Genomic DNA, 12,429 nt, shown 5'->3' with positions numbered 1-12,429 from the left:
ATGGAAAGAGACACGGTCTTCTGGGAGCCCACCGCGGCGGAGCGCGCCGAGGCGGGCCGGATCGTGTCGCGCCTGCAGGTGGTGCGGGCGGAGCGGGCGCGGTTGGAGGCCGAGGAGGCGCGCCTGCTCGGCCGGGCGTTGGACATCGCGGTCGGGCAGGTGGAGCGGGCGGGTGCCCCGCCGGAGTGGGACATGCCGGTGCGGTCGATGGCGGCGGAGGTCGCCGCGGCGCTGCGGGAGGGGCCGCGGACGGTGGAGAACCGGATGGTGGATGCGGGCCTGCTGGTGCGGGACTTCCCGGCGACGCTGGCGCAGGTGGAGGAGGGCCGCCTGCCCGGCCGTCACGCCGCGGTGATCGTGGCCGAGGGCACACGGATCGGGGATCCCGCGGATCGGCGGGAGTACGAGGCCCGGGCGCTGGGGGTGGCGGAGGAGGCGACGGTGGCGGGCCTCAAGCCGATGTGCCGGGCGATCGCCGACGCGTTCCTGGAGGAGTCCCTCGCGCAACGCCACGAGGCGGCCCGGGCCCGCCGGGGTGTGCGGGTGACGGCGCTGGAGGACGGGATGGCCGAGCTGCGCCTGACCGCACCGGTGCCGCTGGTGCAGGGAATCCACGACCGGCTGACCACGATGGCGCGGACGGTGATCGCCGAGCGCGACGCCTTCGGGCGGGCTGCCGACACGGACGCGGGGACGGGGGAGGGTGCCGGTGCGGCGGCTGGGCCCGACAAGCGCCGCATCGATGAGTTGCGCGCCGACCTGGCGTGTGACCTGCTGCTCGCCGGCGCACCCACCGGGCACATCGTCGAGGACGGGACCGGGCAGGACGTGCTCGCGCAGGTGCGTGGCGTGATCCACGTCACCATCCCCGCCCACGTCCTCACCGACGGCCGCATCCACGCCCACGCGGTTCCCGGCATGACTGCCGGCAACTCCATGCGCGAGCACCGGCACGAGCGGCGCGGGAGTTCCGGGTTGCACCGCGGCGCCCGGCGCCCGAGCGGCGTCCCCACGGCGGGCGGGGAGCCGATCGATCCGGCCACGGCCCGCCGGCTCGCGGCCGAGGTCACCGCGTGGGAGCGGCTGTTCCTCGACCCGAACACCGGGGCGCTGCTGACCGTCGATCACTACACGCCCACTGCGGCGCAGCGGCGGTTCCTCCGGGCCCGCGACGAGCACTGCCGCTTCCCCGGATGCCGGCAGACCGCCCGACGGTGCGACGCCGACCACATCCACCCGCACTCTCGGGGTGGGCCCACCGACGTGACCAACCTCGAGAGCCTGTGCAAGCGGCATCACATGCTGAAACACCACTCGCCCTGGCAGGTGCGACATCTCGGCGGGGGAGAGCTCGAATGGACCAGCCCCCTCGGCCACCATTACACCGGCCGACCGACATCGGGCGTGCGGTTCACCGAGACCACCGTCGCCGCTGACGACCGCTTTGCCGGAAGCGACGCGGAGCCCGAATCCGCCTCGCTCTGATGCGCGGTGTGCGCGCGATGCGGCCCGCCTCAGCCGGCCGCGGGCTCGGCCATCGCGGCAACCTCGGCGATCACGCGCGGGTGCGCCAGGATCCGGAAGTGCCCGCCCGTCTCGAGCATCACGTTGTGCGCCCCCGGAAGCTCGCTGCCGCCCGGGATGTGCGGGTCGAAGCGGCCGTACAGCGAGACGATCCTCGCGTTGACCGTCGTCTCGCGCGCGAGGGCGAGGATCGTCGCATTGCGCGGCGAGAAGCTGCGCAGGGTGGGCGAGACCATCAGGCGGGCGTACCGCGATCCGCCGAACGGCGTGGCCACCGCGATCATGCCGCGCACGCGCGCGGCCGCCGGCGTCAGCGCCATCACATGCTTGCCGATCAGACCGCCCTTGCTGTGCGCGACGAGCACGACGTCGTGCAGGTCGTGCGCCTCCAGGTACTCCGCCACGAGCTGCGCGCCCGTCGCGACCGGCCGCCGATTGTGCCGCAGCGGATCGACGACATGGACCGGATGCCCCCGCTCATGCAGCGCGACGATGAGCGGCTGCAGGAACGTCCACGTCTCGTACACCCCGGGGATCACGAGCACCGGCGCGAGCCCTCCCGCGCGGAACCGCCGTGGATCGGTGCGGTTCGCGAACGCGCGGGCCTGCCAGACGGCGGCGTATGCGTAGTCGCGGACCCACCACCCGGCCGCGCGCAGGGCGGGCACGGGTGCGATCGGCATGGTGGCCATCCTCTCCGCTGCGCGCCGAGCGCGCGACCTCTTGACACCTCGGCGGAGGACCAGGCCCGGTCAGGAGGCGAGCGACTCCGGCTCCGACGCGCGCATCTCGGCCCAGATCTGGTCGAGCGAGATGTCGAGCGCGTCGGCGATCGCGGCGATCGTCGGGAAGGCCGGCGTGGCCACGCGGCCCGATTCGATCTTGCGCAGCGTCTCGGGGGAGACATCGGCCTCCCTCGCGAGCTCCAGGATCGTACGGGAGCCCCGGGCGCGCCGCAGCACCGCGCCGAGGCGCTCTCCGCGCGCGAGGTCCTCATGGGTGAGGGGCAGGCGAACCATCATGACTCCAGGGTAGCGGGATTCTTTGACCGGTATAGTTATTGGATGATCGAGATCCTCACCCCCGACCAGCTGCGACGCGCCCGCGATACCGGCGCGCTCGTCGGCGACATCCTCCAGACCCTCAGGCGTCGCGTGACGCCGGGCGTGAACCTGCTCGACATCGACCGATGGACGGCCGCGCTCATCCGCGAGGCGGGAGCAGAATCCTGCTACCTCGACTACGCCCCGCCGTTCGGGCGCGGACCGTTCGGCCATCACATCTGCACCGGGGTGAACGACGCCGTCCTGCATGGCCGCCCGCACGACTACCGCCTCGCCGACGGCGACCTCCTCTCCCTCGACCTCGCGGTCTCGCTGCGCGGCGTGGCGGCCGACGCCGCCGTCAGCTTCATCGTGGGCGAGGCGCGCGATCCCGAGAGCGCGCACCTCATCGAGACCACCGAGCGCGCCCTCGCCGCCGCCATCGCCGTCGCGCGCCCGGGAGCGCGCGTGGGCGACCTCTCGCACGTGATCGGCGGCGTGCTCACGGACGCGGGTTATCCGGTGAACCTCGAGTTCGGCGGACACGGCATCGGGACGACGATGCATCAGGACCCCCACGTGGCCAACCTCGGTCGGCCCGGCCGCGGATACCGGCTGCGCCCCGGCCTCATGCTCGCGCTGGAGCCGTGGGTGATGGCCGACACCGATGAACTCGTCGTGGATCCCGACGGCTGGGCCCTGCGCAGCGCCACCGGCGCCCGCACGGCGCACACCGAGCACACTGTGGCGATCACGGAGGAAGGATGCGAGGTTCTCACCCTCCCGCGAAACCCGGCATGATGATCCGCAGGGGAGGACGGACCGAGATGAGCCAGGCGTGACGCAGTACGGATTTCCCGTACGACCGCCCGCGCCGCCGCCGCCACGGCCGCGCCGCAAGGTCAACGGGTGGGCACTCGGCCTGGGCATCGGCTGCAGCGCCATGCTGCTTCGTCACCGCGCTGGTGGTCGTGCTCGCCGTGCTCGGCTTCCGCGGCCTGTTCGACCTGGACAACCGCCTCTCCGCGCAGGACCTCGACGACCTCGAGGCCGCCATCTCGGCGGAGCTGCCTCGCGACTACCGGGTGACCGACGTCTACGGCTCCGGCTCCAGCTGCGAGCAGCTCTGCCAGCAGATCCACGTGAACCTCGAGACCCCGCAGGTTGTCGCGGGCGGCGTCGTCCGCGATCTGCTGACCACCACTCGCGCCCGCTACGACGAGATGGGCAAGGACGGCTCGGTCCACTTCTGCTTCACATCCGACAGCGGCGAGCGCCTGCGCGACAACGACGACGAGCTGACGCCCTATGAGCAGAGCATCTACGACGCGTTCCACGAGGCCGGCCTGGAGGGCGACGACGATCCGCAGACGCCGGACGACTACCGCGACTTCGGCAACTGCATCATCGTGCTCACCGATCGGATGCCCTCCTCCTGACGCCGGGAGCGCGGGGCGCCGCGGACCGATCAGGATTCAAGAAGCGGCCGGGCGGCGCCGCGCGTAGCGTGTGGGACGAGCGACACGAGAGGAGTCACGATGGCGAAGGACGAGGGGCTGACCGCGGAGGAGCGGGAGGCGATCAAGGCGACCGCGAAGGAGCGGCGCCGCCCGAAGAAGAACGACGCGGAGGCGCAGGCCGAGGCCATCGCGGAGATGCCGGACGCGGATCGGACGATCGCAGAGCGCGTGCGCGACCTCGTCGCCGAGCACGCGCCGGATCTCGCGGCGAGCACCTGGTACGGCATGCCGGCATGGAAGAACGGCAAGGGCAAGGTGGTCGTCTTCTTCCAGGCCGCCGCGAAGTTCAAGGCCCGCTACGCGACCGTCGGCTTCGACGAGGCCGCCGCGATCGACGAGGGCACGATGTGGCCGGTGAGCTTCGCCGTCACGCAGCTCACGCCCGCCGACGAGGATCTGCTGGCCGCGCTCATCCGCAAGGCCGTCTCCTGACCCGACCGGCTGGGCCCGCGAGTAGGGTTCTCGGGTGGACCTGGAACTCGCCTCGATCCCGGCCGGCACGGTCACGCTGCACGACGCGCGGCGCAAGGCGTGCCGCGCGGTGACGCTCGAGGCCTTCGAGATCGGCGTGTTCGCCGTCACCGAGGGCCAGCTCGCCGAGATGCTCGGCGTCACGGCCGAGCATCCGCGCCGCCCCGCCGTGGAGGTCTCCTGGCAGCGGGCCATCGCGTTCTGCAACGCCGCGAGCGAATGGGAGGGGCTCGACCCCGCCTACACGTTCGAGGGCGAGGACGTCACCTGGCACGTCGACTCCGACGGATATCGGCTGCCGACGGAGGCGGAGTGGGAGCACGCGTGCCGCGCCGGGTCGGTGGGCCCGCACTACGGCCCGCTCGCCGATATCGCCTGGACGGAGCGCGACGGCGTGACGCATCCGCAGGAGGTCGGCGGAAAGCTGCCGAACCTGCACGGGCTGTTCGACACCCTCGGCAACGTGTGGGAGTGGTGCTGGGACCTGCTCGACCCGGCGCGGTACGGCGAGTACCGCGTCTTCCGCGGCGGCGGGTTCGCCGACTCGGAGTGGAGCGTGCGCGCCTCGACCCGGCGCGGGGGCGCGCCGCGCCTGCAGCAGGACGACATCGGCTTCCGCGTGGCCCGCGGCGGCTTCGACGCCGAGGGCGAGGCGCAGGGCTGGTCGGCGCGGGCCGACGAGGAGCGCGCCCTCTGGGATGGGCCGGTGCCGTTCGGCTGGACCCCGTTGCGGCGCTGAGGGTCCTGCTCTTAAGCATCCCGAGCGCTCAGTATTCCAATTCGGGCATATGCCGTGGCGCCTCAGTCCTTCCGCAGGGCGCGCGTCGTGCGGGCGGTCGCCGGCGCCGTCCACGGATCCTCGGGCCACGGATGCTTCGGGTAGCGGCCGCGCATCTCCTTGCGCACCTCGCGGTATGGGCCCGCCCAGAAGGAGCGCAGATCTCCCGCGACGGCCAACGGGCGCCGCGCGGGGGAGAGCAGGTGGAACAGCACGGGCACGCGGCCGTCGACGAGTCGCGGCGTCTCGGCGAGGCCGAAGACCTCCTGCAGCTTGACCGCCACCACGGGCGGGCCCTGCGGGTCGGACGGATCCGGATACTCGATGCGCACGCGCGACCCCGACGGCACCTCGAGCCGCTCGGGCGCCAGGGCATCGAGGCGGGCGGCCTCGGGCCAGGGGAGGAGGTTTCGCAGCGCCGAAGCCGTGTCCACGCGCGACAGGGGTGCGTCCGGGGCCAGCGCGTCGAGCGCGCCGCCGAGCCAGTCGCCCAGGCGGTCGAGCAGCGCGTCGTCCGACACGTCCGGCCACGGACCGCCCAGTTCGCGGTGGAGCAGGGCGAGTCGGGCGCGCAGCGCCGAGGCGTCGGCCGTCCAGCTCAGCGCCGCGAGGCCGCGCCGCCGGATGTCCGCGGTGAACGCCCGCGCGGCGTCGCCGGGGCCGGGCACGACCGGCGTGGAGGAGAGCAGGATCGCGCCCGCGCGGCGCTCCTCGCGCACGCGGAGCCTGCCGCCCTCGACCTCCGAGCGGCGCTCGGTGCGCACGAGCCCGTGCGCGATCCGCAGCGCCGCTGCCTCGTCGATCGCGGCCGCGAGCCGGATCACCGCGCCCGTGCCGTCGGCCGCGCGCCCCTCGGCCCGCTGCACGTCGTGCACGGCGATCCAGTCGCTGCCCAGCAGCGGGCTGCCCTCGGGCAGTGCGGCGCGCGTGCCGCTCGCCAGCAGGTACGCACGCGAGCCCTCGCCCACGCGGCGCGCGATCCACTCGGGGCGCGCGAGGGCCGCGATCACGCCGGCGGGGTCGGCGGGCGCATCCGGCCCCGCCGCGGCCCCGGCGAGTCGCTCGAGGCGACGCGCCTCGGCCCGCCAGCGCTCGGCGCCGGGGGCCGAACCGCGCCGCAGCGCACGCAGCAGGCCGCCGAGGTCGGCCCCGGGGTCGCGGTGGTCGCCCGACAGCGCCGCCACGACCTCGGCGGCCGTGCGGGCCGCGATCCCCTCGTGCGCGGCGCCCAGGAGGGCGCGGGCCTCCCGGGCGCCGAGCGGCAGCCGCGCGACGCGCGCGCCCTCCGCGGTAATGCGCCCGTCGTCGTCCACGAGATCCATCGCGGCCAGTGCCTCGCGGGCGCGGGTCATGGCCGCCGCCGGCGGCGCCGTGAGCAGCGGCAGACCCCGGCCTTCGGGCGTGCCCCACGCGGCGAGAAGCAGCGCCGCGTCCGTCAGGTCGGCGGAGGTGATCTCGGGATCGTGCGCGGCACGGAAGGCGGCGTACTCCGCCTCGGCGTAGGCGCGCACGACGCGCCCCGGTCCCTCGCGCGCGGCGCGGCCGGCGCGCTGATCGGCGCTCGCCCGCGAGGCGCTCACGGTGACGAGACCGGTCATGTCGCGCGCCCGGTCCCGTCGGACCTCCCGCGACAGCCCGGCGTCGACGACGAGGCGCACGCCGGGGACGGTGAGGGAGCTCTCGGCGAGCGACGTGCTGACGACGATCCGGGGCGGATCCGCCGGGGACCGCCGCCCGCCGACCGCCCGATCCTGCGCGGAGGGGGAGAGGCGCCCGTGGAGCGGAAGCACCTCGACGCCGGGGGCGCGCGCCCGGATGCGCGACACGACGTCGTCCACCTCGCGCGCGCCGGGCACGAAGACGAGCGCGTCGTGGCCGGCCGCTGCCTGCGCGCGCACCGCCGTCGCGGCGACGTGCTCGAGGAACTCGCGCGTGACGCCCCGCGGCCCGAGGCGCGGGGCGTCGCCCGGCGCATACTCCACCGTGAGCGGGTGCAGCGCGGACGGCACGTCCGCCACGGGAGCGGGGGAGCCGGAGCCCAGTAGTCGCCCGATCGCGTCGGCGTCGACGGTGGCCGACATGGCGACGAGCAGCAGGTCGTCGCGCAGGGCGCGCACCTCCGCGAGGATGCCGAGCAGCAGGTCGCCGTCGAGGGAGCGCTCGTGCACCTCGTCGAGGATCACGGAGCCCACGCCGTCCAGCGCCGGGTCGTCGAGCAGCCGCCGCAGCAGCACGCCGGGGGTGACCACCTCGATGCGCGTCGCGTCGGAGACCGCGCGGTCGCCGCGAACGGTGAAGCCCACCGAGCCGCCCAGCGCGGTGCCGTCCAGTTCGGCGATCCGCCGTGCCGCGGCGCGGACGGCCACGCGACGCGGCTGCGTCACGAGCACCCGGCCGGCGACGCGACCGGCGACGAGCGGCGGCACGAAGGTCGTCTTGCCCGTGCCCGGCGGTGCCGTGATCACCGCGGCCCCGGCGGCGAGCGCGGCCTCGATCTCCGCGCGGGCGGCGGCCACGGGAAGGCCCGCGCCGATCGCGTCGAGGTCGAAGACGTGCGTGCGGGGTGCCACCGCGCCATCCTCTCAGGCCGCCGATGCACCTGAGCATCGCGGGGCAGGTCGCTGACAAGACGCTGGATCGGTTCGTTACCTCTTCGTAACCGTGCGTATCGTGGCCGGACCCATCGCGAGGGCCGCCGTCGTATCCGCCCGAGAGCCCTCGCATCCATGACCTCGAGTCAGCTCCGGCCGGGCGGAGCCCGCGTCCGACGCGGGAAGACGGGGCCACGGAGGTGTGCGTGAACCCGAAGAAGAACACCAACCGCCCGTCCCTGTCGCGCGCCGCGCGTGTCGCCACCGGCGGCCTCGCCGTCGCGGGCGCCGCGTTGGCCGGCGCCGTGCTGATGCCGACGGCCGCCAACGCGGCCGACGGCGCCACGTGGGACGCCCTCGCCCAGTGCGAGTCCGGCGGCAACTGGTCGATCAACACCGGCAACGGCTACTACGGCGGCCTGCAGTTCTCGATGTCGACCTGGCAGGCCAACGGCGGCAGCGGCAACCCCGCCGACGCCTCCCGCGAGGAGCAGATCCGCGTCGCGGAGAACGTGCTCGCGACCCAGGGCTGGGGTGCGTGGCCGTCGTGCTCGGCGCAGATCGGCGCCTCGGGCTCTGCGGAGCCGAGCCAGGCCGCGCCCGCTCCGGCGCCCGCCGAGGCTCCGGCCGCGACGCCCGCCGAGCAGCCCGCACAGCAGGCCGCGCCCGAGCCGGCCTACACGCTGCCCGACGTCGAGCCGTCCGACGAGACCTACACGGTCGAGGCGGGCGACACGCTGTTCGAGATCGCGCAGGAGCACGAGCTCGACAGCGGCTGGCTCGGCGTCTTCGCCGTCAACCAGGACACGATCGACAACCCCGACGTCATCACCGTCGGCCAGGAGCTCGTCCTCCCGACGTCCTGACGCCCCGCGCCCCGTGGGTGCCCGCCCCACCGGCGGCGCCCGCGGGGCGTTTCTCTGCCCCTGGCATCGCGATCGGCGACGCGCCACACTCGTGGCATGCGCGACGACGCCTGGGTCCTGCACGTCGACATGGACCAGTTCATCGCGGCAGTGGAGGTGCTCCGCCGCCCGGAGCTCGCCGGGCGCCCGGTCATCGTCGGCGGCCGGGGCGATCCCACCGAGCGCGCCGTCGTCTCCACCGCCTCGTACGAGGCCCGCGTCCACGGCATCGGATCGGGCATGCCGCTGAAGATCGCGGCACGCAAGGCGCCCGAGGATGCCGTGTTCCTTCCCGTCGACCGGGAGGCGTACGACGCCGCCTCGCACGAGGTCATGGCGGCGTTGCGCGCGCTGCCGGGCGTGGTGCTCGAGGTGCTCGGCTGGGACGAGTGCTTCCTGGGCGTGCGCACCGCCGATCCCGAGGGCGTGGCCCGCAGCGCCCAGGCGGCCGTGTGGGAGGCCACGCGCCTGCACTGCACAGTCGGAATCGGCGACAACAAGGTGCGCGCGAAGATCGCGACGGAGTTCGGCAAGCCGCGCGGCGTCTTCCGCCTCACCGCCGAGAACTGGTTCGAGGTGATGGGGGAGCGGCCCACCCGCGCGCTGTGGGGCGTGGGCTCGCGCGTCGAGAAGCGCCTCGCGGCGCTCGGGATCGGCACCGTGCGCGAGCTCGCCGACGCGGACCCCCCGCAGCTCGTGGCGGAGTTCGGGCCCAAGATGGGCGTCTGGTACCACGAGCTCGGGCGGGGCATCGGCCCGAGTGTCGTCGACGACTCACCCTGGATCGCGCGGGGCCACAGCCGCGAGACGACGTACCAGCGCAACCTCACCACGCCGGGGGAGGTGCGCGAGGCGGTGCGCCGGCTGGCCGAGCAGGCCGCAGCCGACTGCGCCGAGGAGGGGCGCCCGGTGATCCGCGTGCACCTCAAGGTGCGGTACGCGCCCTTCGAGACCCGCACGATCGCACGGAAGCTGCCGGCGCCGACGACGCGTGCGGAGGACGTGGTGTCGGCGGCGGTCGCCCTGTGCGACCGACTCGAGGACCGCGAGATCCGGCTGCTCGGCGTCCGCGCCGAGATGGCCATGCCCGACGCCGGCGACCCCGCCGAGCGCACCCCGGTGCGCGGGCGCCTGTGAGGGCAGCCGGCCAAGGATGGGTCAGCGGATCATGCGCAGGGCGGCGAGTTCCGGCGTGCGAGGGTCGCTCTGCTCGGCGCCGTCGAAGACGAACCCGTTTCGGGTGTAGAAGGCGATCGCCCGCGGGTTCGCCTTCGCGACCCAGAGCATCGTGGGGGCGTCACCGAGGGTCGCGTCGAGCAGCGCCTGGCCGGCGCCCGTGCCGTGGTGGGCGGCACGTACGTAGATCGCGTACAGCTGCCGGTCGCGTGGGGGAGTGGCACCCTCGGCCTCGAGCGTGGGCCCGACCCAGGCGAACCCGACGATCGAGTCCCGGCTCTCTGCGACCCGCACCTCGACGTCGTCACGCGGGGTGCTCAGCACCTGGTCCCACATACGGCGCCGGCCCGCGACATACTCCTCGGTGAAGAAATCCGCGGGCAGGAGGTGCCCGTACGCCTCGCGCCACGACCCCACGTGCACATCCGCGATCGCCGCCGCATCCGGCGGTGCGGGCTGTCGAATCGTGAACGTCATGCGCTCATCCTGCCAGCGCGTGCGAGGGGTGCACGCGGATCGCGAGCGCGTCAGGCGGCCTCGAGACCGCGCCGCCGTGTACCCCTCGCCGCGCCGACCGCGCCGACCACCAGCGCGGCGGCGCTGACGAGGTAGAGGATCTTCGCCCACGGCGCGTGGTCGCCGCCCGAGATGCCGTACGTGTCGGCGAGCGACATCCCCGCCCCGAGCGACGCGAAGAAGTAGGCCGGCGCGCCGCACGCGAGCAGCAGCGCGTAGCCGAGCAGCGCTGCCCCCGGCCTGGCTTCACCGCGCCAGAACACGACGACCAGGAACGCCAGCGCCAGTGCTACGCCGATCCCGAGCACGATGAACGCCGGCACGGCGCCGGTCGGCTCGCCGGCGGCCGCCATGTCCGCCTGGATCTCCGCGAGGCTTCTGCCCGGCACGGCGGCCAGAGGGTTCAGCACGAGGATCTGCAGGGCGGCGAACGCCGCGTAGAGGACCACGAGGGTCGTGCCGACGAGAGCGATCGCGTGGGCTCGCGGGGTCCGGGGCGCCGTCATACGAGGAGCGTAGGGGGAGCAGGGCAGTTCCCACCTCGGAACCTCGTGGGCACTATGGTGGGCGCCATGCGGATTCGCCCGGCTCATGTCGCGAGTGTGCTGGCCCTAGCGCTCTCCCTGTCAGGCTGCGCCACGAGCGCCCATGGCGGGGGAGGCGCGGCGGCCGGTGAGACGCCGGCGCCGGCCCCGAGCCCGAGCACGGAGACGACGAACGCAGCTGCGCAGGCGCAGGCGTGGCTCGACGCGGCGACGCTTCCGCCGGGAGCCACGCCGTCCGAGGAGAGAATCGGAACGTTCATGTCGTGGACCGGGTGGCCGTGCGGCCCCATCGAGGAACTCGAGGCGTACTGGACGATCCCGGACATGAGCATCGCCGACACGGCCAACTGGCTGATGGCGAATCCCACCGCGGACCTGGTCACGACCGCGGTGGGCCCGGTGCCGACCGATTCTCCGAGCGACGCGGCGACCGTCGGCTACACGCCCGCTGATCGATCCCAGCAGGGGATCGTCTACACGGTGGTGAGCACGAGCGACGGTGTCGCGGTGAGGGCCGAGATCGCCGCCCTCACGGAGTCGGCCACCTGCCCGACACCACCCGGCGGCGGGATGTGGGGCCTGCCCGGCCAGGGTTGAGCGGCACGGCAGTCGGGCGACCTTGTCCCCACGCCGGTACGGTCGATCCATGCAGCCGCGCATCATCCCCGTTCGCCGGGGCCGGATCCAGCCGACCGGCTCGTGGCTGTACGTGTGGATGGACACGGCAGACGGCAGCGTCGCTCACGTCGGCGGCACCGGCTACGATCCCGAGCTGCGGGTGCACATGCACCTGACGAGTTGGGATCCGTCGCTCGGTCGCGTGAGGGCGACCGTCCCAGGATTCGAGGAACGCGACTTCGACGTGCTGGCGTTCGCGCTGCCCGCCGAATGCGCTCGCGAGGACGCGAAGCGCGCGATTGTGAACCGGCTCGGGGACTCGGGCTTGTCGACGCCGAGGCAGACACATCCGCAGAGCCACTGCCCGAGCTCATCGATGCCATCGCGAGGGCCGTGAGTGAACACGCCGCGGCGTGCCGCACGGCGCAGTGCCGCGCCCAGCGGGGGAGAAGGGGTCGCGGACGAGCATCACAGTGCGACGCTGGTCGTCATGATGACGACCAGCGTGGAGCACTGACGCATCGCACCCACAGTCGCCTGCTTCGCCGCGCTGTCCGCCGTCATGCTCTTCGCGTTGCTCTGCCGGGTCGTCGACGCCGTCAGCGTGCCCGCCGCAACTCGCAGCAGCCGAGCCGGGGGCGATAAGCGGCTCTTCGGACATCCGGTGGGGGTCATGGGGTGAGTCCGCCGGCGGCGAGGAGCATGCGGAGCCGGTAGTTGTGCCGGTTGCGGTAGCCGCGGG

15 protein-coding genes are annotated in these 12,429 nt (G+C 73.9%); 9 read left to right on the top strand and 6 right to left on the bottom strand.

Annotated elements, in window-relative coordinates:
* On the top strand, positions 1-1,485 hold the full coding sequence (locus ACWDR7_RS02275; RefSeq protein ID WP_449853318.1) for a DUF222 domain-containing protein: 1,485 nt from the start codon (positions 1-3) through the stop codon (positions 1,483-1,485).
* A gap of 29 nt (positions 1,486-1,514) precedes the next feature.
* On the opposite strand, the gene ACWDR7_RS02270 is transcribed toward ACWDR7_RS02275, so the two are convergent.
* Both ACWDR7_RS02270 and ACWDR7_RS02265 read right to left on the bottom strand, forming a co-directional pair.
* Positions 1,515-2,207 (bottom strand): esterase/lipase family protein, encoded by a 693-nt coding sequence (locus tag ACWDR7_RS02270; RefSeq protein ID WP_449853317.1) that lies wholly within the window; start codon positions 2,205-2,207, stop codon positions 1,515-1,517.
* Positions 2,208-2,276: 69 nt separating this feature from the next.
* Positions 2,277-2,543, bottom strand: coding sequence for a helix-turn-helix domain-containing protein (locus ACWDR7_RS02265; protein WP_449853451.1), 267 nt, complete (start codon positions 2,541-2,543; stop codon positions 2,277-2,279).
* Positions 2,544-2,588: 45 nt separating this feature from the next.
* On the opposite strand from ACWDR7_RS02265, the gene map reads away from it, so the two are divergent.
* The 4 genes from map (at position 2,589) to ACWDR7_RS02245 (ending at position 5,297) form a co-directional block, all read left to right on the top strand.
* A complete protein-coding gene (map, locus tag ACWDR7_RS02260; RefSeq protein ID WP_449853316.1) occupies positions 2,589-3,368 on the top strand; it encodes a type I methionyl aminopeptidase in 780 nt (259 codons plus the stop codon).
* A 164-nt stretch (positions 3,369-3,532) separates the two neighbouring features.
* Positions 3,533-4,006: a hypothetical protein gene (locus tag ACWDR7_RS02255; RefSeq protein WP_449853315.1), complete on the top strand. Its 474-nt coding sequence runs from the start codon at positions 3,533-3,535 to the stop codon at positions 4,004-4,006.
* A gap of 99 nt (positions 4,007-4,105) precedes the next feature.
* Positions 4,106-4,519, top strand: a complete 414-nt coding sequence (locus ACWDR7_RS02250) for an iron chaperone (protein WP_449853314.1) — start codon at positions 4,106-4,108, stop codon at positions 4,517-4,519.
* Between the two features lie 34 nt (positions 4,520-4,553).
* On the top strand, positions 4,554-5,297 hold the full coding sequence (locus tag ACWDR7_RS02245; protein ID WP_449853313.1) for a formylglycine-generating enzyme family protein: 744 nt from the start codon (positions 4,554-4,556) through the stop codon (positions 5,295-5,297).
* A 62-nt stretch (positions 5,298-5,359) separates the two neighbouring features.
* Here the strand turns inward: ACWDR7_RS02245 and hrpB are convergent, their stop codons facing one another.
* Complete coding sequence (gene hrpB / locus ACWDR7_RS02240) at positions 5,360-7,906, bottom strand: ATP-dependent helicase HrpB (protein ID WP_449853312.1); 2,547 nt, start codon at positions 7,904-7,906, stop codon at positions 5,360-5,362.
* 227 nt (positions 7,907-8,133) lie between these two features.
* Between hrpB and ACWDR7_RS02235 the strand changes: the two genes are divergently transcribed.
* Entirely contained in the window at positions 8,134-8,793 is a 660-nt protein-coding gene (locus ACWDR7_RS02235; protein ID WP_449853311.1) for a transglycosylase family protein, read from the top strand.
* Positions 8,794-8,889: 96 nt separating this feature from the next.
* On the top strand, positions 8,890-9,969 hold the full coding sequence (locus tag ACWDR7_RS02230) for a DNA polymerase IV (RefSeq protein ID WP_449853310.1): 1,080 nt from the start codon (positions 8,890-8,892) through the stop codon (positions 9,967-9,969).
* Positions 9,970-9,990: 21 nt separating this feature from the next.
* Here the strand turns inward: ACWDR7_RS02230 and ACWDR7_RS02225 are convergent, their stop codons facing one another.
* Both ACWDR7_RS02225 and ACWDR7_RS02220 read right to left on the bottom strand, forming a co-directional pair.
* A complete protein-coding gene (locus tag ACWDR7_RS02225) occupies positions 9,991-10,485 on the bottom strand; it encodes an N-acetyltransferase family protein (RefSeq protein WP_449853309.1) in 495 nt (164 codons plus the stop codon).
* 50 nt (positions 10,486-10,535) lie between these two features.
* A complete protein-coding gene (locus ACWDR7_RS02220) occupies positions 10,536-11,030 on the bottom strand; it encodes a hypothetical protein (RefSeq protein ID WP_449853308.1) in 495 nt (164 codons plus the stop codon).
* A gap of 297 nt (positions 11,031-11,327) precedes the next feature.
* Between ACWDR7_RS02220 and ACWDR7_RS02215 the strand changes: the two genes are divergently transcribed.
* Positions 11,328-11,666 (top strand): hypothetical protein, encoded by a 339-nt coding sequence (locus tag ACWDR7_RS02215; protein ID WP_449853307.1) that lies wholly within the window; start codon positions 11,328-11,330, stop codon positions 11,664-11,666.
* Between the two features lie 49 nt (positions 11,667-11,715).
* Positions 11,716-12,084, top strand: a complete 369-nt coding sequence (locus tag ACWDR7_RS02210) for a hypothetical protein (RefSeq protein ID WP_449853306.1) — start codon at positions 11,716-11,718, stop codon at positions 12,082-12,084.
* A 71-nt stretch (positions 12,085-12,155) separates the two neighbouring features.
* Here the strand turns inward: ACWDR7_RS02210 and ACWDR7_RS02205 are convergent, their stop codons facing one another.
* On the bottom strand, positions 12,156-12,362 hold the full coding sequence (locus ACWDR7_RS02205; protein WP_449853305.1) for a hypothetical protein: 207 nt from the start codon (positions 12,360-12,362) through the stop codon (positions 12,156-12,158).
* Between the last annotated feature and the right edge of the window lie 67 nt (positions 12,363-12,429).

Source organism: Microbacterium sp. NPDC003461, from assembly GCF_053588335.1.
This window is presented reverse-complemented; position numbering and strand designations above follow the sequence as displayed.

What these genes read in the sequence shown, in the direction of transcription:
- ACWDR7_RS02230 (WP_449853310.1), top strand. Translation starts at nt 8,890, where the DNA reads ATGCGCGACGACGCCTGGGTCCTGCACGTCGACATGGACCAGTTCATC.
- ACWDR7_RS02220 (WP_449853308.1), bottom strand. Translation starts at nt 11,030, where the DNA reads ATGACGGCGCCCCGGACCCCGCGAGCCCACGCGATCGCTCTCGTCGGC.
- ACWDR7_RS02275 (WP_449853318.1), top strand. Translation starts at nt 1, where the DNA reads ATGGAAAGAGACACGGTCTTCTGGGAGCCCACCGCGGCGGAGCGCGCC.
- ACWDR7_RS02270 (WP_449853317.1), bottom strand. Translation starts at nt 2,207, where the DNA reads ATGCCGATCGCACCCGTGCCCGCCCTGCGCGCGGCCGGGTGGTGGGTC.
- map (WP_449853316.1), top strand. Translation starts at nt 2,589, where the DNA reads ATGATCGAGATCCTCACCCCCGACCAGCTGCGACGCGCCCGCGATACC.
- ACWDR7_RS02265 (WP_449853451.1), bottom strand. Translation starts at nt 2,543, where the DNA reads ATGGTTCGCCTGCCCCTCACCCATGAGGACCTCGCGCGCGGAGAGCGC.
- ACWDR7_RS02205 (WP_449853305.1), bottom strand. Translation starts at nt 12,362, where the DNA reads ATGACCCCCACCGGATGTCCGAAGAGCCGCTTATCGCCCCCGGCTCGG.
- ACWDR7_RS02215 (WP_449853307.1), top strand. Translation starts at nt 11,328, where the DNA reads ATGTCGTGGACCGGGTGGCCGTGCGGCCCCATCGAGGAACTCGAGGCG.
- ACWDR7_RS02225 (WP_449853309.1), bottom strand. Translation starts at nt 10,485, where the DNA reads ATGACGTTCACGATTCGACAGCCCGCACCGCCGGATGCGGCGGCGATC.
- ACWDR7_RS02210 (WP_449853306.1), top strand. Translation starts at nt 11,716, where the DNA reads ATGCAGCCGCGCATCATCCCCGTTCGCCGGGGCCGGATCCAGCCGACC.
- ACWDR7_RS02250 (WP_449853314.1), top strand. Translation starts at nt 4,106, where the DNA reads ATGGCGAAGGACGAGGGGCTGACCGCGGAGGAGCGGGAGGCGATCAAG.